This is a genomic window from Acinetobacter sp. DSM 11652 (assembly GCF_900109815.1).
GTDB lineage: Bacteria > Pseudomonadota > Gammaproteobacteria > Pseudomonadales > Moraxellaceae > Acinetobacter.
In genome coordinates this window covers 12,050-38,192 of the sequence record NZ_FOBK01000002.1, presented here as the reverse complement: position 1 = coordinate 38,192, position 26,143 = coordinate 12,050, and the positions used below count along the sequence as shown (strand labels likewise).

The 26,143-nt window shown below is 36.7% G+C and carries 20 protein-coding genes; 8 read left to right on the top strand and 12 right to left on the bottom strand.

Going from position 1 to position 26,143, the window contains the following annotated elements; genetic code table 11:
• Nucleotides 1-2 precede the first annotated feature (2 nt).
• From BMW42_RS02480 to BMW42_RS02460, 5 genes are all read right to left on the bottom strand, one after another.
• The gene (locus BMW42_RS02480) at nt 3-680 is read right to left on the bottom strand and encodes a YoaK family protein (protein ID WP_092766442.1); all 678 of its coding nucleotides are present in this window, start codon (nt 678-680) and stop codon (nt 3-5) included.
• A 34-nt stretch (nt 681-714) separates the two neighbouring features.
• Nucleotides 715-1,917: a serine/threonine transporter SstT gene (sstT, locus tag BMW42_RS02475; RefSeq protein WP_092766295.1), complete on the bottom strand. Its 1,203-nt coding sequence runs from the start codon at nt 1,915-1,917 to the stop codon at nt 715-717.
• Between the two features lie 162 nt (nt 1,918-2,079).
• Entirely contained in the window at nt 2,080-3,825 is a 1,746-nt protein-coding gene (locus BMW42_RS02470; protein WP_092766294.1) for a SulP family inorganic anion transporter, read from the bottom strand.
• A 115-nt stretch (nt 3,826-3,940) separates the two neighbouring features.
• The gene (locus tag BMW42_RS02465) at nt 3,941-5,353 is read right to left on the bottom strand and encodes an amidase (RefSeq protein WP_092766293.1); all 1,413 of its coding nucleotides are present in this window, start codon (nt 5,351-5,353) and stop codon (nt 3,941-3,943) included.
• A 529-nt stretch (nt 5,354-5,882) separates the two neighbouring features.
• The gene (locus BMW42_RS02460; RefSeq protein WP_228143074.1) at nt 5,883-6,404 is read right to left on the bottom strand and encodes a hypothetical protein; all 522 of its coding nucleotides are present in this window, start codon (nt 6,402-6,404) and stop codon (nt 5,883-5,885) included.
• Between the two features lie 342 nt (nt 6,405-6,746).
• Between BMW42_RS02460 and BMW42_RS02455 the strand changes: the two genes are divergently transcribed.
• The gene (locus tag BMW42_RS02455; protein ID WP_092766292.1) at nt 6,747-6,983 is read left to right on the top strand and encodes a VF530 family protein; all 237 of its coding nucleotides are present in this window, start codon (nt 6,747-6,749) and stop codon (nt 6,981-6,983) included.
• A gap of 207 nt (nt 6,984-7,190) precedes the next feature.
• A complete protein-coding gene (locus tag BMW42_RS02450) occupies nt 7,191-7,889 on the top strand; it encodes a DUF1826 domain-containing protein (RefSeq protein WP_092766291.1) in 699 nt (232 codons plus the stop codon).
• Between the two features lie 17 nt (nt 7,890-7,906).
• Here BMW42_RS02450 and zigA read toward each other — a convergent pair whose 3' ends face one another.
• Nucleotides 7,907-9,127, bottom strand: coding sequence for a zinc metallochaperone GTPase ZigA (gene zigA, locus BMW42_RS02445; protein WP_092766290.1), 1,221 nt, complete (start codon nt 9,125-9,127; stop codon nt 7,907-7,909).
• A 246-nt stretch (nt 9,128-9,373) separates the two neighbouring features.
• On the opposite strand from zigA, the gene BMW42_RS02440 reads away from it, so the two are divergent.
• Entirely contained in the window at nt 9,374-10,519 is a 1,146-nt protein-coding gene (locus BMW42_RS02440) for an RICIN domain-containing protein (RefSeq protein WP_092766289.1), read from the top strand.
• A gap of 860 nt (nt 10,520-11,379) precedes the next feature.
• On the opposite strand, the gene BMW42_RS02435 is transcribed toward BMW42_RS02440, so the two are convergent.
• The 4 genes from BMW42_RS02435 to betI are packed head-to-tail and all read right to left on the bottom strand — an operon-like array spanning nt 11,380 to nt 15,942.
• On the bottom strand, nt 11,380-12,159 hold the full coding sequence (locus BMW42_RS02435; protein WP_092766441.1) for a TorF family putative porin: 780 nt from the start codon (nt 12,157-12,159) through the stop codon (nt 11,380-11,382).
• Between the two features lie 8 nt (nt 12,160-12,167).
• Nucleotides 12,168-13,841 carry a choline dehydrogenase gene (gene betA / locus BMW42_RS02430; protein WP_092766288.1) on the bottom strand — a complete coding sequence of 558 codons (1,674 nt, stop codon included), beginning with the start codon at nt 13,839-13,841 and terminating at the stop codon, nt 12,168-12,170.
• Between the two features lie 10 nt (nt 13,842-13,851).
• On the bottom strand, nt 13,852-15,327 hold the full coding sequence (gene betB, locus BMW42_RS02425) for a betaine-aldehyde dehydrogenase (RefSeq protein ID WP_092766287.1): 1,476 nt from the start codon (nt 15,325-15,327) through the stop codon (nt 13,852-13,854).
• A gap of 33 nt (nt 15,328-15,360) precedes the next feature.
• Entirely contained in the window at nt 15,361-15,942 is a 582-nt protein-coding gene (gene betI / locus BMW42_RS02420; RefSeq protein ID WP_035268653.1) for a transcriptional regulator BetI, read from the bottom strand.
• Between the two features lie 248 nt (nt 15,943-16,190).
• On the opposite strand from betI, the gene BMW42_RS02415 reads away from it, so the two are divergent.
• Together BMW42_RS02415 and BMW42_RS02410 are read left to right on the top strand one after the other, a co-directional pair.
• Nucleotides 16,191-18,227, top strand: coding sequence for a choline transporter (locus tag BMW42_RS02415; protein ID WP_035268654.1), 2,037 nt, complete (start codon nt 16,191-16,193; stop codon nt 18,225-18,227).
• A gap of 34 nt (nt 18,228-18,261) precedes the next feature.
• Nucleotides 18,262-18,870 (top strand): MarC family protein, encoded by a 609-nt coding sequence (locus tag BMW42_RS02410; RefSeq protein ID WP_035268656.1) that lies wholly within the window; start codon nt 18,262-18,264, stop codon nt 18,868-18,870.
• A 69-nt stretch (nt 18,871-18,939) separates the two neighbouring features.
• Here the strand turns inward: BMW42_RS02410 and BMW42_RS02405 are convergent, their stop codons facing one another.
• Entirely contained in the window at nt 18,940-19,554 is a 615-nt protein-coding gene (locus BMW42_RS02405; protein WP_092766440.1) for an OmpW/AlkL family protein, read from the bottom strand.
• Nucleotides 19,555-19,863: 309 nt separating this feature from the next.
• On the opposite strand from BMW42_RS02405, the gene BMW42_RS02400 reads away from it, so the two are divergent.
• From BMW42_RS02400 to BMW42_RS02390, 3 genes are read left to right on the top strand one after another with little or no spacing between them, the layout of a single operon-like run.
• Complete coding sequence (locus BMW42_RS02400; protein ID WP_092766286.1) at nt 19,864-22,329, top strand: heavy metal translocating P-type ATPase; 2,466 nt, start codon at nt 19,864-19,866, stop codon at nt 22,327-22,329.
• 23 nt (nt 22,330-22,352) lie between these two features.
• Nucleotides 22,353-22,748, top strand: coding sequence for a Cu(I)-responsive transcriptional regulator (gene cueR / locus BMW42_RS02395; RefSeq protein ID WP_092766285.1), 396 nt, complete (start codon nt 22,353-22,355; stop codon nt 22,746-22,748).
• 34 nt (nt 22,749-22,782) lie between these two features.
• Nucleotides 22,783-22,980, top strand: a complete 198-nt coding sequence (locus tag BMW42_RS02390; RefSeq protein WP_035268662.1) for a heavy-metal-associated domain-containing protein — start codon at nt 22,783-22,785, stop codon at nt 22,978-22,980.
• A 77-nt stretch (nt 22,981-23,057) separates the two neighbouring features.
• Here the strand turns inward: BMW42_RS02390 and BMW42_RS14695 are convergent.
• Nucleotides 23,058-26,143 (bottom strand): BapA/Bap/LapF family large adhesin (locus BMW42_RS14695; RefSeq protein WP_171260673.1); only part of this gene is annotated, 3,086 nt, incomplete at its 5' end.

The following is a 26,143-nucleotide window of genomic DNA, read 5'->3' as shown; positions in this document are numbered from 1 at the left end:
AACTACGATTTTTGAAAATAACAATGACGGAAATATAAAATCCAATAGATCAGGGTCAGTAAAAAACTTAAACCTGCAGGAATTAAAAACGCTTCTAATTGTAAATAAGGATAGCTGAATGCCGCAACAGTACTGCCAATAATAAAACCAAATAAAATCACTAAATGCAAAATAACTTTTCTGGATTCCGTTGTCAGACCTCTTACAAAATATCCAAATGCTAAACCAAGATCGGTTAAGACACCAGAAAGGTGAGTCGTGCGTATAATCGCACCTTTATAATGACTTACCATGGCATTTTGTACACCCATCGCACAACATGCCCATAGCAGTGCATAACGAGGATAATAGGGAATAAATACCCAACAGAGCAGAATAAAAAGAGTCACTAAACTCAATGGTAGACCATATCTGCGCCCGAGTTTAAATTGACTATTCCCCAATATCAGACCGCTAAAACTAGAGCCTAAAACATAACTCAGGATAATAAGAATAAGAAAAATTACAGCTTTGAAATCATGGTCAATAAGACCGATGGCAAGCAAACTTGCATTGCCTGTCATGTGTGAAACTGACTGATGTAATAAAGAAATGAGACCCAAAACGTTGATCATGCCTGCATTTACTGCAAGCATGAAAGCCCCAAATTGTACCCAGTTTGGAAGGAATTGAAATGGCATATCTTTCATTCTAAATGTTTATGCCATGAATATATTATTTTGAAGGAGCGCGATCAACCGCAGCAGTAAACAATACATCTGTAGATGAGTTGAGGGCTGTTTCAGTTGAATCTTGTAGAACACTGATCACCATACCGATGGCTACAACTTGCATAGCCACATCTGGTGAAATATTGAATAAGCCACAAGCGACAGGAATCAATAACAGTGAACCACCCGCTACACCTGAAGCACCGCAGGCAGAAACAGTAGCCACAACAGAAAGAACAAGCATAGTGGTAAAGTCAACGGAAATACCAAGTGTATTCACCGCTGCTAATGTTAATACGGTAATCGTTACTGATGCGCCCGCCATATTAATTGCAGCACCCAACGGGATTGCTACACTCGCTGTCGATTCATTCACGCCCAAACGCTTGGCAAGATCCAAGTTCACCGGAATATTTGCTGCTGAACTACGGGTGAAAAATGCGGTGATCCCACTTTCACGTAGACATTGAATAACCAATGGATAAGGATTTGAACGCGTAACAAATGCCACCATAATTGGGTTAATTACAAGTGCAACAAAGAACATAGTCCCTAATAGAACAGACAATAATTGTGCATAACTTGCTAAGGTTTTAAGACCTGCATCTGCAAAAGTCACTGCAACAAGTCCAAAAATACCGAAAGGTGCAAAACTGATGACAAGACGAATCACGTTATTCACGGCATTCGCAGCATCCGTCAGACACTGTTTTGTGGTGTCTGTGGCATGACGAAATGCTATACCCAGTGCAACAGCCCAACCCAAAATCCCAATAAAGTTTGCTTCACTTAATGCAACGATAGGATTCGCAACAAAACTGAGTAATAAATTTTTAAGAATTTCAGTCAAGCTGCCAGGTGGTTGTAAATCAGCTTGCGCAGCGACATCTAGGAAAAGAGTGCTTGGAAATAAATTACTCACAATGACAGCAGTTAACGCAGATAAAAACATACCTACGGCATACATCATCATAATGGGTTTGATTTTCGTACTGCTGCTATCACCAACTTTAAAGTTTGCAATCGAAGACAGGACCAAAACAAAAACAAGAATTGGTGCAACAGATTTAAGGGCTTTAATAAATAAATCACCCAGCAAGCTTAATTGTGGTGCAACTTGAGGAAAAAATATAGCCACCAAAACGCCAAGAATAATGGCGATAATGATTTTGGTGACTAAACTCAAACGTGCTAGAGCAGTGAACATAACTGAACCTAATAATGCCGAGTCTGGCTTAAAATCGGATAAATAAGTGGGGTATTCTATACTTAAAAATGATTTTAAATATAAAACTTATTCATAATAAAAATTAAGTGAATCAAATCACTGGATTTTTTTTGATAATTCTTACTTAAGAATATCAAATTCTTATGCAAAAGATGATTTATTTTCGCTGAAATGCGGGTCTAATTCATATACTGCTTGGAAATGAGTGAGGTATATTTTACCTGTCAGATGTTGTATCCAATTGGTTGAATTTAAGCGATCCATAACAGGACCTTTAACTTCGCTTAAGTGTAGTTGAATATTGAGTTTAGATAACTCAGAATTCATTTCTTCAAGAGTCTCTAAAGCTGAATAGTCAATATTACTAATACTGGAACAGTTAATGACAACATGTTGAAGCTCATCATGTTGGCTAACCTCTGAAATAATAAATTCCTTCAGGGTGTTTGCATTGAGAAAACTCAAATTTTCATCAATTCTCACCGAAACGAGCCTTTTACTGGTAATAACCTGGTGCCTTGAAATATTTCTAAAATGCTGCGTGCCTTCAACGAGACCAATCACTGCAATATGTGGACGACTAATTCTCCACAACAGCAACACAAATGTTGAAATAATACCTACCATTAAGCCTGTCGTAATATCTATACACAGCACTCCTAAAAATGTGAGTGCCATTGCTAAACCATCTGCTTTAGAATATTTCCAAGCCGCTATAAAAGGTTTAATTTCAACAAGTTTCCATATCGACACAATGATTGTTGCAGCCAATACTCCTAAAGGTAAATATTCAAATAGGCTTGTAAAATATAGACTGACCACAATAATAAGTAGCGAGGATAAAACCCCAGCCATAGGTGTTTTAGCACCAGCATCAGCATTGACCACTGTACGTGATAAGCTACCAGTGACAGGAAATGCGCCACTGATTCCAGCGCCAAAATTTGCAACACCGAGCGCAACAAGCTCTTGATTACTGTTCAAATTACTACGTGATTGAAAAGCCGTAGCTTGCGCGATCGAAATAGATTCAACGAAACTCACCATAGCGATCATTACTGCGCCAGGAAGCAATATTTTTACCATGTCCCAAGTCCAGTACGGCATTTGAATAGGGGGTAATCCACTTGGAATTTCACCTACTGTTTTAATTCCATAGGCAGTTAAATCAAAGGATTGAACCAGTAAGATTGAAAAAAGCACTAAGCATAACGGTAATGCTTTTTGTACAAATTGCATTAATTTTTGATGATTTGAAAATGCTGGAATTTTAAGTAATTGTGGTAAATAAATGAGCGCTAAAATTGAAGCTAAACCCAAAGATAAGCTGGCCAAATCATATAAAGAAATATATTGAGCCAAACTCGTAAAAAATTCGATTAAATTACTGGATTGCAATGGAATATTAAGAATAAATTTTATTTGACCTAATGCAATTAAGACAGCTGAAGCAATGATAAAACTCTTAATCACAGGATGGCTAATGAGACGAATCAAAAAACCAAATCTAAATAGTCCCAATAAAAATGAAATTATGCCAACCATTACTGCTAGCAAATAGGCAGCTTGAATATAGACTGGTGAACCCACTTCATATAATGGCTGTAATGTAGCAAAAGTCATCATGGAGATTAATGCAACTGGACCAATTGAAAGGGTAGTACTCCCTCCAATCAATGCATAAGCAATCATAGGGATAATACTGGCATATAATCCCATAATTGGAGGTAAGCCTGCAATCATGGCATATGCCATGCCTTGTGGTACAAGCATTGCAAGCACGATCACAGATGCAAGAAAATCAGATTTAAAATCTTGAGTATTGTATTTTTTTAACCATTTCCAAGCTGGAATGATTCGTTCCACAGAATGCTTCGTTAAATCCATACAAATCTCTAAATCACATTTATGTATATATTATGCATAAAAAGTGATAAACAAGCACTGAGTATTGTTGATAAGGATCATCAAGAATTTGATTAATGATCCTTAGCGTATGAATTTAATCGAATATTTTTTTAAAAGGTTGTATGTGTTCAAGCTGATAAGCGAGATCTATCAGTAAACGTTCTTGTCCCAAATCAGCAGAAAGCTGAATACCTATCGGTCTTGAATCTAATTTGGTCATACCCATCGGCAATGATATCGCTGGAGCACCTGCGATATTCTGAATAGGTGTGAATGCCACATAATTCCTTAAACGCTCAAATAAAACATCAAATTCGAGTTGAGGTGAAAGATATCCAATTTGAGGCGAAACATGCGCTAAAACTGGCGAAAGGATGACATCATATTGTTGGAAGATTTTTTGATAGATGCGCTGGATTTGCTTTAAACGGTATAAAAATAAAGGGGTTTTATAGAAATTTTTCCTGTACAAGCTTGCAAGCCCAACTGTTAGATGATCTAACTCATTCACGTTAAAATCTTTGCCAAGTAGCGGTTTTCCAAACTGTTGAATCATAAATGATAAAAAACCCCAATAGTGGCTGAAATCATCTACAAACGAATCTGGAATAGGAAGTGAAAATTCTTCAATATGATGACCTAAATTCCTGAGTAATTGAGCAGTAGACTCAACAGTTTGACGGGTCTCAGCATCAGTATTGGTTTGCAATGAATCATAAACAAGACCAATCCGTAAAGGTTTGCTGGATGGATGCTGGATTAAGCCAATTTCGGGTAATTTTTTTGACTTATATTGTTTTTCCATTTCAGCAAAGAAAAACGCGGTATCCCGCACAGAACGTGTTAAAACACCATCTGAAACAAGGTCAATTGGTAAATACTGCGAACCTTCATTTGGATACCAACGACCACGTGTCGGCTTTAAACCGACTAAACCGCAATTTGCTGCAGGAATTCGTATCGAACCACCACCATCATTTGCATGTGCAATTGGTACTACGCCTGATGCAACGAGTGCCGCAGCTCCACCTGAAGAAGCTCCACACGAATAATCAGTATGCCAAGGATTGCGTGTGTAATCCCCAGACTTAAATTCTGTTGAAGCATTTAAGCCAAATTCAGGCATTTTAGATTTACCCAGTGCAATTAAGCCTGTATCTAACATTTGTTGAGTAATTTTAGAATTTTTGATCTTTTCCTTGGATTTGAACGATGTTGATCCTTGTTGCGTAGGAAAACCAATAAGATCCAAATTATCCTTAATAAATATAGGGATTGCAGAAAAAATCTGATTTGGTTTAAAAGTAGGCGAATTGAGTGTTTTTTCGAAGTTTTCGAATTCAATTGCATTTAGCAGAGGATTTACAATTTTTGCGCGTTCAATCGTAGCTCTTAAAACTTCATCAATTGAGATGTCTTTAGATTGAATTCTGTTAGAGAGCTCAATCGCATCACTCGTACCTAATATATCATCCGTGAAAGCATGAATTCTTTTTTGATTTTCCATAATCGATTTTCTTTAAAATTGACTAAGCATATGTATACACATGAAATATTCATTTGTCGATTGACCAGAGATTCATTTACTATAATTTCGCATAATGTATATTATGTTAAATAGAGTATTTGGAACAACAACCCTTAACATTGGTTTATATAATTTGTGATGGCTAAGAATTCAGTATCAAGGAATCTTAGATAAAACTCATCATTGAGAAAAAAATTTTGATGAAATAATCAGATGTAATACATGCACTGATCAAATATTACTTGAAGAATCTAAAACCCAAACAAGCTGTAAAATTTAGGAGGATTAACAGCCCTTTTATTCTTTAATTTAAGACGAGAGTCCACCATTAGATAACATGGACTCTTTTTAACTATTTTTTAATAGGTCCTTTTTTCTTTCTAATGGCTTTGGCTAGTTTATATAATCAGCTTTAGAGTGATATAACTCATTCAATAAATGGCTCATAAGCTCATAAGCGTCAAAGACATCATCTTGTGATATTTCAGAATTAGCATGACTTCCCGCATTACCAAGCCATAAGCTCGCCTAAAACAGCATTTTTATCCTTTGCTTTAGCAATTCTAGAATCTAAAGTTAGCCTATTATTTTTCCCATTTTTTCTAGAATATCTAGGAACACCATATTCCGTTAGAAGATTTTCTATGGCAGCTCTAACTTTGTTAGCTGCTGAACCAGGTGATTGAAGTGTTAACGAAAAAGCTTCAATTAATAATGAATTAACACTATCAGGACATTTTTCTGGAATATTGAAAAAATGTATTGTAGGGATAAATATTTTAGGAAGATAAAACGAACAGTATTGTTGTTCCATTTCACCATGTTCATTATGTTCATTAGGTTTTAGTTCCCAATCGACAGATCTAATACCAGAACATATGACTGACTCAGCACAATCTGAATTATTACAAACAAGTACGGTAGTAAAAACTGAATTTAGCCATTCTGGCTCCCAGTAGTCATCATCTGCTTGCATTTTTTTTGACAATGCAGTGTATTCTGCAAAAAACTTATCGTTAATTAATTTCAAACTTAGATTCGCGCAACTAGGACAAGGAAAAGTGACGTTATCTGTCCGTTTAAAGTATCTTTTATAAAGCTGTCTATTCATCTTAATTTAACAAGTCATTCTGAAATCACATAACTTCCATTTTATTTTAAATACAATATCTTAAACAGCGCACCAATACTAGCTATTGTCTTGTTACATGGCATAAAACAACTAATGATTAGAATTCAAATTAGGAAAAAAAATTAAAAGCAAAACACAATCTGTCATTTTTGATGGACCATTGAGTATAGAAAGCAACGTTCACAATTTTTGTCTAGCTCAGGTTATAATGCTCAGCTTACACAATTCAGTTGATCTATTATGAACACCTCCAATGATCCTTTACATGGCAAAAAACTTGCTGACATTTTAGATGAGTTATTGGATTACTACGGAGGTTTTGAAGGATTAAGTCGTAAAATTGAAATTCGTTGTTTTTGCATCGACCCGAGTGTTAAATCATCTTTACGATTTCTACGGACTACTCCATGGGCACGTGAAAAAGTAGAAAGCTTATATTTGTATGCTCTCCGTCAAAAAGCTAAACAGAAATTGTAGCTAATAAAAAACTTAAGCTATGTTTAGCTTTTTACACACAATTTTAGAATAGCCTTAATGAGTATCTATCGTTATTGTTGACAGCGTGTAGTTATGGGTGGAAGCTCCACTCTCCTACTACATAGGACAACGATCAATTATCTAAATCCAGTCTTATCAAGTCTAGAGCTAAAAGCTATAATATGTTTTTAAAAAGTTTTAGATCATATGCTCGAACTCATTCACTCATATCCTCAAGCCAAATTGGTGAATACTTTCCAAGCATTAGCGAATGAAGTTTTTGAAGACCCTGTCAATGCTTTATGTTGGTATAGGCATTTAGACTTCAATTTCGAAGAAATCGTTAGAAAACTTACACTCATAGAAGATATTACTGAAATTACCATCGCTCAATTAGAGCAACTCAAACTTTCAGACTCTGCAAGCAAAGCGAGAGACATTATCCTCAATGATATAATGTTACTCACCGAATTGGGTGCATCTCCGTCTTTAAACTTAATCAAAGAATATCAGCGTGATGAAGAATTGGATTTTATCAGCACTGATGTATATTCTTTTCATGTAGATCGATCGCCATTAGCAACGGATACATATCTGTGTACCTATTACGGGGCGGCTAGCGATATTATTTCCAATGATCAGGTTGAACAAAAAATTCATATTCCAGAAATCCGTCAAAAAATTAAATCATTGTTTGATGGCGAAGACCATGAGTTTGAGGATTTTCTTGAAGAGACCTATATGGATCTTCACTATCAACCTAAAAATGGTGCAGCACCTTTAAATTTAGGAATTGGTCATCTCTGGCGTTTGGCTGTAGATCATCCTGATCAGAAAGTACTTCCTTGTATTCACCGTGCTCCAAAAGAAAATGCAGGAGAACTCAGATTACTCTTAATTTGTTAAGGAATTCCTTGCTCAATTTAGGCGAATAATTCTTTTTCAGCTTCAAATGGATTAAAGAAATTACACCAAACGATTGGTCCTAAACTCATCTCCGAATCAGTAAGTAAACATTGATCAAAATTCTGGATTAATTGCTCTTTATCCATCTCTTGACCAATTAAAACAATTTCCTGTCTGGCATCACCCGTTTCTGGATGCCAACTCGATTCAATTTCCTGAATAGATTGCGTATCTTGTGGCCATTCCTCTTGTGGTACCGAAGCCCACCAATATCCTGCTTGACCATGCCGAGCCATACCTCCAGCTTGTGACCAAGCCATAGCCATTGTTGGTTCCGCAGCAAGCCAAAAAAATCCTTTTGAGCGTATAACACCTTTCCATTCTGAATGAATAAAATTGTAAAAACGTTGTGGGTGAAAGGGTCTTCTTGCTCTATATACGAAACTTTCGATTCCATATTCTTCAGTTTCAGGCTTATGCTCTCCTCTCAACTCTTTTAACCAACCAGGTGCTTGTGAGGCTTCATCAAAATTAAAAAGCTGTGTGTTGAGTATTTTATCGAGTTCAACCTGACCAAATGTAGATGACTCAATTTTTGCTCTAGGGTTAAGCTTTTTGAGAATCGCATAAAGCTGGGACTTCTGATGCTCATCGATTAAATCAGTTTTGTTTAGAATAATAACATCACAAAATTCGATTTGATCTATCAGTAAATCCACAACAGTACGTTGGTCAAATTCTCCAAGTGATTCGCCACGCTCATGAAGAAGATCATATGAACGATAATCACGTAAAAAATTGAATGCATCGACTACGGTCACCATGGTATCTAAACGAGCGTACTCATTTAGAGATACGCCGTCTTCATCTTCAAACGTAAATGTTTCGGCTACAGGTAGAGGCTCTGATATTCCGGTAGATTCAATGACGAGTTGATCAAATTTTTTCTCTTCCGCTAATCGTCTTACTTCTACTAATAAATCTTCTCTCAAAGTACAGCAAATACATCCATTACTCATTTCAACGAGTTTTTCTTCCGTTCGTGATAATTCCGCCCCACCTTCTCTGACTAAAGCCGCATCAATATTGACTTCTGACATATCGTTCACAATTACTGCGACACGTTTTCCTTCTCTATTATTTAAAATATGATTTAAAAGTGTGGTTTTTCCTGCACCAAGAAATCCAGATAGCACAGTGACAGGTAATTTATACGGTTGTGAAGAATCAATATTCATGGTGAGTTACTCGTTTTCATGTTCAACCACATCATTTGATCGCTTATTGCAATCAATGAATGATCTTGATTTTTGATGTAACTAAATCATAATTGTTATGTTATAACATTTCAACATGTTTAATGTTTAGTTAAACTTAAATAAAATTTATTTATAGTGATTCTAAATTGTATTCATCACTGTAGAATCATAAGTAAAACTAAAGAATCTATGTCTTAATTTTTATAATCATATGAGCATATAACAATGAATTTAATCAATCTTATTATTCGTACCACTTTAAGTACTTCTCTGTTACTTGGAGTTTCGAATACGTATGCCGTGGTTGCAGGCGGAATGGTTTCTACTGACTACCATTGGAACAATATTCCTGCTAATGGCTTTGCAACACTTGAAAATCAAATCATCATTACCAATGAGCCAGGAAATGATGGTAATACATTTTGGGCCAATCAATTTTCATTAAAAAATGGAAATATCGGTTATGTTGGATTACAGCAACGAAGCAATGATCAGAAGTATTTAAATTTCTCAATCTGGAAAACGACATCTTGGAAATCAGGATACCCTGCGTATTGCAGACAATTTGATCATGAAGGTGATGGCGTTCAATGTGACTTACCTTATGAATGGAAAGAAGGCACGAAATATAATTTTAAGATTGTGAAAAATAATGACAGTACAGTTTCAGCTTTTGTTAAAGACATGAGTACTGGTAAACAACTTGAAATTGCAAAAATCAATGTGCCTCAGACCTGGGGTGGTTTTGATAGTTTAGCTACATTTACCGAAAATTTCAGACAGCACCAACAACCCAACGGTATTTATGGCTATAACAGTTGTAATGATGTTCATACATCTGTTTCTGCCACCTATTCTGCAATAGCAAACTCTTCAATTAAGTCTAAATCACAAACGACTAAAACTTATGGAAATTGTGTACAAGTGGCATCAGCGCATTGCACGGATGATTCTACTTGCATTTCTACTGTGAATAATGCCAATTACACCCAGCAAAAACCTTTCACTTTGAAAAATGGTGCACGTGGTTTTTGTGCAGATAGCTTGAATGGTGGTCAACAAATGGGATTGTATTCATGCGATCCCAACAACGGCAATCAACGTCTGAGTACGGATCACACACATCGTTTATACTTAACTCATCGGGATGCTTGTTTGATGGGCGATGTTAAAGATAATTTTGTTAAAGTTGCGCCGTGCAATAATGATAGTAGTCAACGATGGCTGTATAGCCGCCATACAAGCCAATATATCAACTTAAAAACAGGTCTATGCCTTGATGCCGCTGATGGTGCAAATAGTATGGCACGCTTACAAATGATTGGATGTCAAAGCAATAATTCATATCAAACGTGGAAAATTACACGTTAACTTATTAAATTCAGAGCTTTAGCATTTAAAGCTCTGAATTTTAATGCTGAAATTTTAATTTTTTTGCTTTCTTTGAGTGACTCGTACTAATTTTGGTACAATTTGATATCTAAATTAGAGATTTTACTCATAGATAAGCCAGCTCACTCAGGTTAAAAGCATTCTTAATACTGGCTCAAAAAGCGAAATAAGTTCAATGATTTTAGGGAGATATTTGTCTAAGGTATATTTGTAATATTGATGACAGCAATAAAATAAAAACAATTAAAAATATTCTTCATAAATCGTTGCTATTTTTCCGATAGCGCCGTTAATGATGAGAACAAAATTCTTCAAAATATTAAAACTTAATAAATGAGATTAGACGTTTAGTTGTTTATCTCTGAAGATAGAAATCAAAAGCCCTATTTTAATATTGGAGAGAATCAAATTCTAACCTCATGTTTAATATGAACATTCATAGTTTTATTTTTTCAATCCATTGTCCTTCATGAATTATAAATTATAGGATATCTAGTTGATTTATGAATTTGGCTGAAATCAGTTAATACTTGAGCATAGTCATCTATGTAACCTCAAAAAATCTTAGTGAACTTTTTTCACAAGAATTATTTCTAAATAAATTCTTGAAAAAAAATTGCGTAAAATTTTACTCTCCTCGTCATATTCATGACCTATTTTTGGTCAATTCTTACTTCTATCACTCATTAAATAAATACTAAGTTGATAAGTTTTTTTACTAATAATCTTTGATATGTCGATATTTTATTTATTGATGAGTCTAATTTAAAAATTACATTTTTGCTTAGGCTATTTTGGTATTCAAAATTTAAGCCTAAGCATTTGAAGATTTTCTTAAATTAGAAACTATAGGTGAAAGCCACTACACCTAAATTTTTCTGTTTTTCGTTATAGCGGTTCTTACCACCAAAAATATATTGTCCACTCAATCCGAGTTCTGGTGTCAAGGCATAATCTAGCCCGATAGATGAGAAGCGATAAGTAAATTCTCGTTTTGTATCACCGAGCTCTAGACCTTCATATTTCCCATTATCATTAAAATAGCTCGCTGCAGCACTTGCTGTAGCAGATAATTTATCATTGAGTTGGTGGGTATATATTACGTTTAGATAAGTATCCCCTTGGTTTGCATACACGACATCATATGTATATGCAGATAAACTGGTTGATAAAGAGTTTTTATCATTGAATTGGTGTGTGGCAGTTACCCCCATTTCATTGGAAGTTGTATTTGACGCGTTCGGATAGAAATAAGTGGCATTCCAAATATTCCAATTTGTCCTACCAGTATCAAAACTGTAGCCGACAATAAAGTCGTGCTCTAATTTATCAGTTTTACGGCGCTTATCACCTTGAAGTTCAGCATAAGAGTAGCCTAGTGTAGAACCCCAATACCCGACATAGAAGTTGTTATAACTAAGGTTTAGACCTGTTTGAATTGCGAGGTCATCATTTTCTGGTGCATTTGTTAAACCACGTGAAATGTATTTGGAGGTTAATGTGACATATCCATCAAATTGAATTGGTGAATTTGTTTCTTGATTCGTAGAATTTGCATAACTGGGTAAAATAATAAAGCTAGCAGTGCTCAACAGCACTGCTTGAGTCGTTTTAATCATCATAAAATTTATAATTTAGAAAATGAGGGTGAAGTTTCTGCACGATAAAATGGTGCATCTGAAGGGGTTAAAGCAGGTCGATTACGAATGTGATCTGCAATCTTCTCGGCCATCATGATCGTCGTTGCATTGAGGTTACCAGTAATAATCAGCGGCATGATAGAAGCATCGACCACTCGCAACCCATCTATTTCATGGACACGACCGTAACCATCTACAACAGCTAAATCATCTTCACCCATTTTACAGCTACACGAAGGATGATACGCTGTTTCTGCATGATTTTTTACAAATTCATCAATTTGCTGATCTGTTTTTAATGCTGAACCTGGACTAATTTCTCTACCTCGATACTGATCTAATGCAGGCTGATGCATAATTTCTCGTGTAATTCTCACTGCATCACGGAATTCGCGCCAATCTTGTTCAGTGCTCATGTAGTTAAATAAAATGCTCGGATGATCAAAAGGATTTTTCGAGGTTAAACGAATTCTTCCTCTTGACGGCGATCGCATAGATCCAACATGTGCTTGAAAACCATGTTCATTGATTGCATTCGTACCATTATAGTTAATTGCAATTGGTAAAAAGTGATACTGGAGATTCGGCCACTCAAACTCATCACTAGAGCGAATGAATCCACCTGCTTCAAACTGATTGCTTGCACCAATTCCTTTACCCAAAAACAGCCATTCAGCGCCAATTTTAGGTTGGTTATACCATTTTAATGCAGGGTAAAGACTGACGGGCTTCTTACATTGGTATTGAAGATACATTTCTAAATGATCTTGCAAATTTTCACCCACTCCCGGTAAATCTTGCACAACCTTTACATCCAGTGACTCTAATAATGACTTAGCCCCTACCCCCGAACGCTGTAAAATTTGAGGTGATGCAATAGCACCTGCGCACAGCAATACTTCTCGCTCAGCATAGACCTTGTGTAAATTAGTTGCATCTTGACCAAGAATGTATTCAACACCGATAGCTTGTTTTTTTTCAAATAAGATTCGATTGGTTGTGGCATGCGTAATAATCGTTAAATTCTGACGACCTTTAGCCATATCTAAATAGCCACGAGCGGTACTGGAACGTCTGCCTTGAGGTGTCACCGTACGATCCATTGGACCAAAGCCTTCTTGTTGGTATCCATTTAAATCATCCGTACGTGGATATCCAGCTTGCACACCCGCTTCAACCATTGCATGAAATAACTCATTATTGTCGGAGTTTGGCGTAGCAACACTAACTGGGCCTTGATCACCGTGATATTCATTTGCACCAATATCTCTAGACTCTGCTTTTTTATAGTAAGGTAAACATTCAGCATAGCGCCAATGACTGAGTCCTTTCATTTGAGACCATTGCTCTAAATCCATGGCATTCCCACGGATATAACACATACCGTTAATTAATGATGAACCACCTAAACCTTTACCACGTCCACATTCCATACGGCGGTTATTCATATGTGGTTCTGGATCGGTCAAATATGCCCAATTATAACGTCGACCTTGTAAAGGATAAGCCAAAGCAGCAGGCATTTGAGTTCTAAAATCTAAACGGTAGTCAGGGCCACCCGCTTCAAGGAGCAGAACTTTGATATCTGGATCTTCGGTGAGTCTCGCTGCAAGTACATTCCCAGCAGAACCTGCACCTATGATAATGTAATCATATGTCATAGTGTTCTCCTTAGGCTTTAAATACAGATTGAAATGGACTTAATTCCACTTGTACCGATTTGATTTGCGTGTAGTGTTGTAAAGTCGTTAAACCATTCTCTCTTCCTACACCAGAATGCTTATAGCCACCGACTGGCATTTCAGCTGGCGATTCACCCCACGTATTGATCCAACATATACCTGCTTCAATTTGGTGGATGATTCGATGTGCTTTGACAATATCAGGGGTAACCACGCCAGCAGCCAATCCATAAGAAGTATTATTAGCGCGACGAATCACTTCTTCTTCTGATGTATATGTCAAAATACTCATCACAGGACCGAAGATTTCCTCTTGAACAATGGTCATCTCATCTCGACAATCACTGAAGATTGTAGGCAGTACAAAAGCACCATTTTTTAAATGATCATCTGTTGCTCTAGAACCACCACACACTAAACGTGCTCCCTCCCTTTTAGCAGAATCGATGAATGCTAAAATTTTATTCATATGCGCAAAGCTAGATACTGGTCCAAAATTTGTTTCTGGATCTAGCGGATTACCTAAGCGGAGATAAGGAATACGTTCTAATAGCTTTTCTTCAAATTTTGGCTGTAATGATTCTGGAATAAATACTCGTGTCCCATTCGTACAAACCTGTCCAGAACTATAGAAATTTGCCATCATTGCAATATCTGCAGCTAAGTCTAAATCAGCATCTTCACAAATAATTAATGGTGACTTCCCACCCAACTCCATCGTGACTTCTTTAAGACTCGATTCAGCAGCTTGAGCCATCACTTTTTTTCCAGTGCTCACACCACCAGTAAATGAAATTTTCGCAATATTTACATGCTGGCTTAAATAGGCACCAATATCACCGCCCCCTGTTACAACATTGAATACCCCATCTGGCACTCCAGCTTCGGTATAAATTTCTGCCAATTTAAAGGCTGTTAATGGGGTAATCTCGCTGGCTTTGAAAATCATTGCATTCCCCGCCGCCAAAGCAGGTGCTGACTTCCATAAGGCAATTTGAATTGGATAATTCCATGCTCCTATACCAGCTACAATTCCCAAAGGTTCACGGCGTGTATAGACAAATGAATCTGTTCTTAAAGGAATCTGTTGACCCTCGAGTACAGGTAAAATTCCAGCGTAGTATTCGAGTACATCAGCACCTGTCACAATATCTACAGTCGATGTTTCACTATAGGCTTTCCCACTATCTAAGGACTCAATGGTGGCAAGTTCATCATTTCTTTCACGTAAAATAGCTACAGCTTTATTTAAAATTCTTGAACGCTGCATAAAAGTCATTTCTGCCCAAATTTTCTGTCCTTGTTGGGCAGATAGAATGGCTTGATCCACATCCTGTTGAGAACATGCTTGAATGGTCGCGAGAACTTGCCCCGTGGCTGGATTAATCGAATCAAAAGTTTGACCTGATTGAGCATCGACGAATTGTCCATGAATATAAGGACGTTGTAATGGGAATTTATTCATACGATTAGCCTCAGATATAGTAAATATTAAAAATTATTGTGTAAGTTGCTGCTGGATAAAGGCATGGCAAAGACGGATAGAAAGATCAGTATCAATCTCACTTCTTGTTAATGCGCCCCTTAACCAGAACCCATCAATTAATGCAGCCAACCCTTGAGCTGCTTGCTCAGCTTTTAGGGGGCTTAAACGTTTTAAAAACTCATGTTTTAAATTTGAATGTAGACGACAGTGATTCACTTGCTGTAATCGGTGTAGATCGGGTTGATGCAAACTAATAGCCCAAAACGCGAGCCATACTTTCATCGCGGCTTGATTGGTCTGAGGAGTAGCAAAATTCGCTTTAACAATCGCCATTAAACGATCTTCTGGAGAATGTCCAACCTCTGATTTTAGATCCCTTACACTTTCTCCAAGTTGCTGTAGTAAATAGCGCATGGTTGCCTCAATCAATCCATTCTTGCCACCAAAATAATGACTAATAATACCCGTGGAGACACCTGCTCTTTGCGCGATCTGTTGAATGGATGCATCAGCAAAACCGAGCTCATTTACAGTGGAGAGAGTGGCATCAATCAATTGTTGACGACGAATGGGTTGCATACCAACTTTTGGCATAAGATGACCTAAACTTACAGGAGATTATAATTAGCGTTTATCAATAAGAACGCTGTAACATTAGTAAACGTTTTTTTAATTGAACGCTCAATCAATAAAAATTATAGTGCTATTACTTCCATGATGTACAGCTCAGTTTGTTTTGTATTTGCAAAAGTTTGTAATTGTGGATCAAGCAAGCTTCTATCAAGATATAAATCGAACTGCGCTGTAGATCATTTCATTACTCATTGAATGGTCACTGATTTATGCATAACAAAAATGATCAAACGCAGGATAGTTTGAATAAGGTCGTGTTCTATGTATCAGCATCATTGATACTTTTGTTTTCGATCACCACAATTTTGTTTAATGAAGCTGCTAATAACGTCATTACACAAACCCTCGATTGGGTAAGCAGAACCTTTAGTTGGTATTACCTGTTGGCTGCGACACTCTATTTTGTCTTTATTGTATTTATCGCATGCTCTCGATATGGCGAAATTAAATTAGGACCTAAACACTCTAAGCCTGAATTTAGTTTACTAAGTTGGTCTGCAATGCTCTTTTCTGCGGGTATTGGTATTGATCTCATGTTCTTTTCCGTGGCTGAACCTTTATCGCATTACATGAACCCACCTGTGGGTGAAGGACAAACCTTTGAAGCAGCACGTCAGTCCATGGTATGGACCTTGTTTCATTATGGTTTAACTGGTTGGAGCATGTATGCATTGGTTGGTGTAGCCTTAGGTTACTTCAGTTATCGTTATAACCTTCCCCTTACGATCCGTTCAGCTCTCTACCCTATTTTTGGAAAAAAAATTAACGGCCCTATAGGTCATACTGTAGATACAGCAGCCGTCTTAGGTACAATTTTTGGTATCGCGACTACCTGTGGTATTGGTGTCGTACAACTCAATTATGGTCTTCATGTTCTTTTCGATCTACCTGAAAATTTGTGGATTCAAGCTGGTCTAATCGGGATCGCGGTGGTCATTACTGTCATCTCAGTAACGGCAGGTGTGAATAAAGGGATTCGCGTACTTTCTGAAATCAATATCTATGTCTCGATTGGATTACTCCTCTTTATTCTTTTGATTGGCAATACAGAATTCTTGCTCGCAGGCTTAATCCAAAATTTAGGTGATTACCTCAGTCAATTCCCAAAATTGAGTTTAATGAGTTTTCCATTCGAACAACCTAAAGAATGGATGAACAGTTGGACGCTTTTCTTTTGGGCTTGGTGGATTGCATGGTCGCCATTTGTTGGTCTGTTTTTAGCACGTATTTCTCGTGGTCGTACAATTCGTGAATTTGTATTTGGTACGTTGATTATTCCGCTACTATTTACACTGACTTGGCTATCCATCTTTGGAAATAGTGCGCTTCACAATGTAATTTTTGATGGCAATGCGCAACTCGCAACTACCGTTTTAGAAAATCCAGCGCATGGTTTCTATGACCTACTTGCACAATATCCTGGTTTTACCTTCTTAGCAGGTATAGCAACAATTACAGGATTATTATTTTACGTTACTTCTGCAGACTCAGGCGCTCTTGTTTTGGGTAATTTCACGACAAAATTCACCAATATCGAGCATGACTCTCCAAGATGGCTCAGCGTATTTTGGGCTATAGCCATTGGTTTACTCACCTTGGCGATGCTGATGGCAAATGGTATTACTGCCTTACAGAACACAACCATCATCATGGGTCTGCCTTTTAGCTTTGTCATATTCTTTGTGATGGCGGGTTTATACAAATCCTTGAGATTGGAAGATTTCAGACAAGCCAGTACTAGCTTAAATGCCGCGCCAGTCGTGGGCAATGTGGATATTCTCAATTGGAAAAAGCGACTCAGTCGCGTAATGCTTCATCCAAGCCATGAACAAACATTAAAAATGTTAGATGATGTGTGTAAACCTGCAATGGATGCCGTGGCACAGGAACTTTTATCCAAAGGTGTCAAAGTCGATGTGAATACCAAGCCTCTTGAAGATAATGCTGAGCTTTATCATTTGGACCTCATTATTCACTTGAATGAAGAAGAAAATTTCGTCTATGAGATTTGGCCCGTTCGTTATGATACCCCTAACTTTAGTACCCGTGCTAAACGAACAAAGCGTTATTACTATCGTTTAGAAAGTTACTTATTTGAAGGTTCGCAAGGTAATGATTTGGTCGGTTACAACAAAGAACAAGTGATTAACGACATTTTGGACAAATATGAACGTCATATGATGTACCTTCATATTAACCGAATCAGTCCAGGTAAACGTCCACAATTTCCTGATCGTGACATTTAGTTAGTAGTAGCTCATCTAAACAAGGAAAATGACCATGTCAGAAAGTCTAAACGCCTTTGCTCTATTTTTTTCGTTGCTTAATCCCTTTTTAATGAGCATTTATATGCTTGGGATTATTCGAAATTCAGATGCAAAAGTTTTTAATATGGCGCTGATCCAAGGTAGTTTGATTAGCTTTGTGGTTTTTGTCATTTTTGCTAAAACAGGTGAAGCCTTCTTTAATGATGTACTGCATGCACGATTTGAATCTTTCCAAATTTTTGGTGGAATCATTTTCTTGGTGATTGGATACCGTTATGTATTTGAAGGTGCTGATACGATTGGGGTCATGCGTGGAGCACCAAACCATTTGGCTGGTACGATCGCCATGCCTTTTATGATCGGTCCAGGAACAATCTCTGCATCGGTAATCACTGGCATTCAATTAAGTTTATGGCAGACGATCACAGTCATCTTTATGACCTTATTCTTAACCTGTAGTCTTTTGATATTAATGAAATATTTGCATGATAATTTACAGCATAAATATTCTAATTATATCGACTTATATGTAGATATCGTGGGTCGTGTTGCTGCATTGCTTATCGGTACGATTGCCATTGATATGATCGTGACTGGTGTTACTGGGATCATCAATGGCTAATTGAAGGTTGTTGGTGATATTTATAAAAAAGGAGTCTTATCATTGACTCCTTTTTTTAAACCCTAATATTTAGAATCTATATCCGATATTTAAACTATACACCGTTGGATCTACGTCCACACTTCCTACCTTTTCTCCATTTACTTTTACATCAGTTTTGATATCCGCATATCGGATATCAGCACCAACACTCCATTGAGGGTTAAATTGGTAATCTACGCCTATTTGACCAGCCCAACCAAAAGAATCTGAGAGATCGAACTTATCACCACTATATAATCGGTCATTAAAAAAATAGGTGTAATTTAAGCCCAGACCCACATAAGGTTGTAACTTTTCATTGGGTAAGAAGTGATATTGCACACTGAAAATTGGAGGTAAATGTTTTGTTTTTGCGACTTCATTACCAGCAACATTAATTTTATGTTCAGGTGGCAAACCGACTAACACATCAAATGCGATATTTGGTGTATAAAAATAAGAGATCGTACCAGTGACTCCCCAAGCATCATCTATCGTGACGGGTGCTGTTTGATTAAAAATACTACCTGGAGAAGATGTGGGATCAATATTGCTAATCGCACCTCTTATCTTCCATTTATAATCTGCGCTGTGCGCATTAGAACTTAATGCCACGGTACTCAATAAAATCGCGAATAAACTAAAACTTAATTTATCATTCATATCATTACCCATTTTTTATAAATATCTGAAATTTTGAAGATTGTTAATCAATTAAATTGAATGCTTTAGATCATATCGATAATTCTTTTTGTTGGTTATTTTTTATTCTGATTTGTTTTGATGATTTTTTATTTAAGAAAATTTATTCAATTTAAATGGATTTTTGGAATATTGTTTTTAATTTAAGTGAGGAAAGAACATACGCCTAATTTGGATTCCAATCAGTAATGATGAAACAAGAAACAAATCTTATTGACCTTACCACAATGGGAAGGTTTAGAATGATCATGACCTTATTTCAATCAGCATATGGAGTTAAGTATGTCATCTACTTCAACTAAATCTATTCAAATCAAAATTGAAGGAATGACCTGTGCTGCTTGTGTAAGCCGAGTTGAAAACTCATTAAAAAAAGTCGAAGGTATTCAAGATGCCAGCGTAAACCTCGCCGCTGAAATAGCACAAATTGAGTTAACAACAGATGTACAAGATCAACAAATCATTCAAGCCGTAAATAAAACAGGTTTTAAAATTAAAAAATGCGCAACAATAAAATTAAAAATTTTAGGCATGACTTGTGCTGCATGTGTGAGCCGAGTTGAACGTTCTTTACTAAAAATACCAGGTGTATTAGCAGCACAAGTAAGTTTGGCAACTGAGATAGCAAGCATTGATCTACTTTATCCAGTTCCTGTTGATCAAGTTATTGAGCGTATTGAAAGATCAGGGTTTGAAGCTGTACTTGAACAGCAAACGATCACAGCACTTCCAAATCGCGAACTTGAATCAAAAAAAATTCTCAAGCATTTTATTATCGCACTTGTACTCAGTTTACCTATATTTATCATTGAAATGGGCTCGCACCTCTTGCCTTCATTTCATCATTTTATAGGTACTTACATCAGTCAGAATCAGAGCTGGTTATTCCAATTTATTCTTGCGACTTTAGTTATTTTTATACCTGGACGGCATTTTTTCACACAAGGTATCAAGTCACTGATAAATTTACATCCTGACATGAATTCTTTGGTGAGTTTAGGATCAGGAGCTGCCTATTTATATTCTATTGTTGCTACGTTCTTTCCAAGTTTATTGCCACAACAGTCAGTACATGTCTATTACGAGCCTGCAACACTCATTATTACATTTATTTTGTTAGGCAAATATCTAGAAGCACGAGCTAAAGGTCGAACTTCTGCAGCGATTCAACATCTGATTGGCTTACAACCTAAAACAGCGCGAGTTAGAGTATCTGACCTCCAGACTAAAGATATATCGATTGATAAAATTACAATCGGTATGCAGGTTGAAGTTCGGCCTGGTGAAAAAATTCCTGTAGATGGCGTGGTTATTTCAGGTGAAGGCTTTGTAGATGAGTCAATGATCAGTGGAGAATCTTTTCCAATCCACAAATTGATGGGTTCAGAAGTTGTTGGTGGAACCCTCAATCAAAATGGATTTCTTGTCATTGAAACCAAACATTCTTCTGAAAATAGCATTTTATCTTCAATTATTCAGTTGGTTGAAAATGCTCAGACACAAAAGCTCCCCATACAATCTTTAGTCGATAAAGTCACCTTATGGTTTGTTCCAGTTATCCTCTTAATTTCGATGATTACTTTCATCGCGTGGCTGGTGATTGGACCTGAACCTAATCTGAGCTATGCTTTGATTAACGCCGTTTCTGTTTTGATTATTGCATGCCCTTGTGCGATGGGACTTGCAACCCCGATGTCGATAATGGTTGCGACGGGACGTGCTGCTGAACACGGAATTTTATTTAAAAATGCGACTTCACTTCAAAAACTTCGAGAAATTTCAACATTTGCATTTGATAAAACTGGAACATTAACAATAGGGCAACCTGCGATTAGTCATATCGAGATTTTCGCACCATTTACACATCAACAGGTTCTACAAACTGTTGCATCCGTTGAATATCATTCCGAGCACCCAATTGCTAAAGCGATTGTTCAATATGCTTCCGATCATCATATAAAGATGATCGAAATTTCTGAGTTTAAGAGTATTTCAGGATTCGGCATTCAAGCACAATTGAATGGTCAGGATATTAAAATTGGATCTGTAGAATTTATTACTCGAGAAAATGCAAAGATTTCTCATGCACTCTCTCACCATCAAAGATTACTAGATGAAGCTCAAACACCCATCGCGGTCTCCATCGATGGTGAGCTTGCATCAATTATTTTAATCACGGATCAATTAAGACCTGAAACCTACGAGGTTATGGCTCAATTTAAAAAAAACGACAAGCACATTGCTTTGATTACTGGCGATCATCAAAATGCAGCGCAATATGTGGCTAATCAACTCAATATCAATGCAGTTTATGCACAAGTCAAACCACATGAAAAGTTAAACATCGTTGAGACCCTTCAAACGCGATATGGAAATGTTGCTTTTGTTGGTGATGGTATTAATGATGCTCCTGCACTTGCGCAAGCTCAAGTCGGTATTGCGATAGGTTCAGGTACGGATGTCGCCATTGAAACGGCTGACCTTATTTTAATGTCATCAAATTTGAATAACTTATCTAAAGCCATCAAATTAAGCGAAATGACCATTAGAAATATTCATCAAAATCTGTTCTGGGCTTTTTTATACAATATTTGTCTGATTCCGATTGCTGCAGGCATACTTTACCCCTTGACTGGTATCCTGCTCTCACCTGTTTTAGCCGCAATCGCAATGGCACTTTCTTCGGTATTTGTATTAGCGAATGCCTTAAGACTCAAAACTTTGAAATTAAATTAGCAGCTTAAAACAAAGGAAAGATCATGAATATTGGCGAATTAGCACGACGTTCAGGCTTAACTGCTAAAATGATTCGATATTACGAAAAAATCGATCTCATTTCTGTTCCGATCAGAAGCGCTAGCGGTTATCGTGTTTACACAGAGCAAGACCTTTCGACTTTAAGTTTTATTAAACATGCTAAAGATCTTGGTTTTTCGATCGATCAAATCAAAAGTTTAGTTGAGCTTTGGAAAAATCCTGACAGAAAAAGTGCTGATGTGAAAAAAATTACAGATCAACATATCCATTTTTTGACAGAACAAATTCATTCGATGCAATCAATGATTTTAAAATTAAAGGCTGCGAGTCAGATGTGCTCTAATGATTCGACTTCAAACTGCAGTATTCTGAATCAAATTGAACATATTCAATCGTGACAGTGATAGATGTTAACTAACGCAAGAGGTTATTATGAAATTATTTATTGAAAATATTAGTTGTTCGGGTTGTGCTAAAGGTGTCACTGCATCTGTATTGTCACTTGATCCTAATGCAAGCGTCAATGTAGATGTTGCCAACAAAATTGCAGATATTCGTACAACATATAGCTTTGAAAAAATCGCTGAAGTTTTGACTGAAGATGGTTTCCCTCCTGAATTAAAAGATTAAATTGCCATAAAAAAGGCGAAACATTATTTCGCCTTTTTTGATAAAACGCATACCGTAGTATGCGTATTTTTAAAGAATTAATAAATGATTTGACCGTTTTGAAGTAACTGCTCCAACGTCAGATCTGCATTTTGAGGACCAATATTCAACAATTGAGTAGCTTCAAATTGTGTACCTTCACCATCGCGATCGATTGAAATTACAGAATCTTTAACAGTGATATATTTACTTAAGATATCCGCAACTTGATCAGTCGAATCTGTTGAGAATGTAGTTGAAGTATTAGCATCAACAAATAGTTGAGATACATCAATTACATCGACACCTGCTTCGAAATCTGACCACGTATCAAAACCATTTCCACCCGTTGCATCGGCTTCATCAAGTAAGTTGAAGATTAATTTATCCGCGATATCACTTCCAGTGAATGCGTCATTAAATTTCGAACTTGTAAATGATTTGTTTACATCAAAGCTTAAAGTAGCTGTTGAAGTCGTTCCACCAACTGTCGAAACAGTATAGCTAAATTCTTCTTTACCAAATCCTTTTCCTGAAGGTGTATACGTATAGCTACCATCATTATTGAAAACAAGAGTACCAAATTTACCTTCGACAGTTACACTAGGATTACCACTATAAGTCGACGTCGTTAATCCATTAATAGTATAAGAACTAATAGAATTTAAACCGTCATCATTATTAGAAACGTTTCCAATAACTGGTTCTAAAGCAACTGGAGTAAATTCATTCAAGTACGTTGTATTAAACGTAATTGTAGAGTCTTTGAAATAAGCAAGTCCAGGATTAACAAGACTAGCTTGTACAGTATATACGCCAGCCGGAAGATCATTTAACTGTAATACTTTTCCAGTAACAGCATTTAACTCACCAGTCTTAACTACAGTGCCAGCTGCATTTTTCACTGTGTAACTAATACTGCGTGATGAAGTTAAAGATAGAGTACTTTCAAAAGAAATTGCAACTGTACTGACTGAGTTTTCAGCTATTGCAAATTTAGCATCGATAATACGTTGAGCCAGACCAATATCTAAAATTGTATCATTTACAATAGTTTCTGATTTATTTTGCATTACAATTTCAGATTCTTCAAAATCATCTTGAGCAACAGCTAAATCAATTTTAATCGTTAACGTTTCGAGTGAACTATTTCCATTCTGATCTTTAATGACATAAGTAAATGTCTCGATTTCACCATATGGTAAGCTTGTGCCTTCACTAGGTTTATTTACGAAGTATTGGTAAGTTCCGTCCTTATTGAGAATTAATTTACCATACACACCTTGAAGTTCTGTTTCTTCAACAAGCTGAGTATTACCAGCAATAATGATTTCTGACCCATTAGCTAATTCAATCTGACCTGAAGTTTGACCGACAAAATCATTGTCTGTTTTAACAGTCGAATAATCATAAAGTGTGTCTTTATTAACATATAGACCAGATCCACCAAGTACATTAAGTCCTGTTGGAACAGTCACTGCATAATAGTCACCCTCTGTAAATTTAAGTGTAACTTCATCAGATTTACCACCTAAAATTACTGTGTACCAGTTATTTATGCTGTGAACTTGGACATATTCATTGGTATCAGCATTGAACTTATAAATAAATAAAGAGTATGAAGTTAAACTTACACCGCCGCCATCGCCTTGGAAAGTCATTTCACGAACATTATTTTCATTCACTGTGAAATTCATGAACGAAGATAAATCAACTGCACCAGCTTTAATAACTGGATCTAACAAACTTACATCTAACACTTTAACATTTGTTAATTTAGGCACTTCACCAGTGATATCTTTAATTTCAGGAAGTGGATTGATGATAACAGTGTCGTTGATTTCTGATTGTTTTACCTCAACAACTTTATTATCAATCGATATATTAAGCTTTGCAGAAGCTGTATTACCTAGTTCTGTTTTAACGTAATAGGTAAACTCATCTACTTGCCCGAATGGACCTTTAAAGTCTTCATTAATCTCGTAACGATAGCTTCCGTCTTGATTAATAAATAACGTACCAAATTTACCTTCGATCGCGGTTTCAGAATTACTATTCAACGTAATTGCTGCATTAGAACCAGCCATAACTGACTCTACAATCGTACCAGTTGGCAGTACATCCTGACCATCAACAGCATCTGCATCTGTGATTACATTACCAGTTGCTTCGCCATCGACTGACACAACTTCATTATAATCCAGAATAATGTCATTCAATACCTTCAATGTATAACCACTTAATACTGTTATCCCAACAGAAGGTGTTAAGAATACAATATATTTACCTTCAGGAAGGCTCACGTTCAATTCTTCAGAAACACCAGCCAGTAAATAAGCTTTCAACCATTGTTTCTCAGTCATGTACTCTTTGTATTGACCAGTTTCTTCATCAAATTGATAAATTTTAAGATCGTACATCGAGACGATCGAAACACCACCTGATTGTGATTTCAATGTTAAGTTGCGAACTGTCCCATCAGCAACATCAACTGTTAATGAATTTTGAAGAACTTCTGTTAAAACATTAGCTTCGAGCACTGCACCCAAGCCAACACTTGCTACCGCAAATGCAGTTTTATCTTCAAGTTGTTGTTCTGCTGAAGGTAATTTAGTAGTCGGGTTAATCACTTCAGGAATGAAATTAACTGAGTTATCCGCTGGAAGTACTATTTCTTGAAGATCATCGACAATACCATTGTTATCTAAATCGTTCACTGCCGGTACTGCTGTATCCAGAGCATCTAAACGAGCATCTAGATCATCTTTAGCTGCTGATGCAGGTAATGCATCAACCAAGCCTTGTGCTGTACCTTTCAACGCATTCAATTCTTCTTTGATCGCTTGTAATTCAGCTTGAGTTGTTGGGCTGATTACACCATTTTCAGCTGCAATTGCCTCTACCAATTCATCATGCTTAGCTTCTGCAGTTTGAACCGCTTGTGTTGCTGCTGCAATCGCAGCATCAACATCATCAGCAATACCATTGCTATCTGTATCGTTCACTGCAGGTACAACTGTATCTAGAGCATCTAAACGAGCATCTAGATCATCTTTAGCTGCTGATGCAGGTAATGCATCAACCAAGCCTTGTGCTGTACCTTTCAATGCATCTAATTGATCTTTGATCGCTTGTAATTGAGCTT

Excerpts from the sequence above, each read along its gene's own strand:
- betA (WP_092766288.1), bottom strand. The coding sequence starts at position 13,841 with ATGACATATGATTACATTATCATAGGTGCAGGTTCTGCTGGGAATGTA.
- BMW42_RS02470 (WP_092766294.1), bottom strand. The coding sequence starts at position 3,825 with ATGGATTTAACGAAGCATTCTGTGGAACGAATCATTCCAGCTTGGAAA.
- BMW42_RS02415 (WP_035268654.1), top strand. The coding sequence starts at position 16,191 with ATGCATAACAAAAATGATCAAACGCAGGATAGTTTGAATAAGGTCGTG.
- betB (WP_092766287.1), bottom strand. The coding sequence starts at position 15,327 with ATGAATAAATTCCCATTACAACGTCCTTATATTCATGGACAATTCGTC.
- BMW42_RS02455 (WP_092766292.1), top strand. The coding sequence starts at position 6,747 with ATGAACACCTCCAATGATCCTTTACATGGCAAAAAACTTGCTGACATT.
- BMW42_RS02405 (WP_092766440.1), bottom strand. The coding sequence starts at position 19,554 with ATGAATGATAAATTAAGTTTTAGTTTATTCGCGATTTTATTGAGTACC.
- sstT (WP_092766295.1), bottom strand. The coding sequence starts at position 1,917 with ATGTTCACTGCTCTAGCACGTTTGAGTTTAGTCACCAAAATCATTATC.
- BMW42_RS02435 (WP_092766441.1), bottom strand. The coding sequence starts at position 12,159 with ATGATTAAAACGACTCAAGCAGTGCTGTTGAGCACTGCTAGCTTTATT.
- BMW42_RS02410 (WP_035268656.1), top strand. The coding sequence starts at position 18,262 with ATGTCAGAAAGTCTAAACGCCTTTGCTCTATTTTTTTCGTTGCTTAAT.
- betI (WP_035268653.1), bottom strand. The coding sequence starts at position 15,942 with ATGCCAAAAGTTGGTATGCAACCCATTCGTCGTCAACAATTGATTGAT.
- BMW42_RS02390 (WP_035268662.1), top strand. The coding sequence starts at position 22,783 with ATGAAATTATTTATTGAAAATATTAGTTGTTCGGGTTGTGCTAAAGGT.
- zigA (WP_092766290.1), bottom strand. The coding sequence starts at position 9,127 with ATGAATATTGATTCTTCACAACCGTATAAATTACCTGTCACTGTGCTA.
- BMW42_RS02440 (WP_092766289.1), top strand. The coding sequence starts at position 9,374 with ATGAATTTAATCAATCTTATTATTCGTACCACTTTAAGTACTTCTCTG.
- BMW42_RS02450 (WP_092766291.1), top strand. The coding sequence starts at position 7,191 with ATGCTCGAACTCATTCACTCATATCCTCAAGCCAAATTGGTGAATACT.
- BMW42_RS02400 (WP_092766286.1), top strand. The coding sequence starts at position 19,864 with ATGGAGTTAAGTATGTCATCTACTTCAACTAAATCTATTCAAATCAAA.
- BMW42_RS02480 (WP_092766442.1), bottom strand. The coding sequence starts at position 680 with ATGCCATTTCAATTCCTTCCAAACTGGGTACAATTTGGGGCTTTCATG.
- BMW42_RS02465 (WP_092766293.1), bottom strand. The coding sequence starts at position 5,353 with ATGGAAAATCAAAAAAGAATTCATGCTTTCACGGATGATATATTAGGT.
- cueR (WP_092766285.1), top strand. The coding sequence starts at position 22,353 with ATGAATATTGGCGAATTAGCACGACGTTCAGGCTTAACTGCTAAAATG.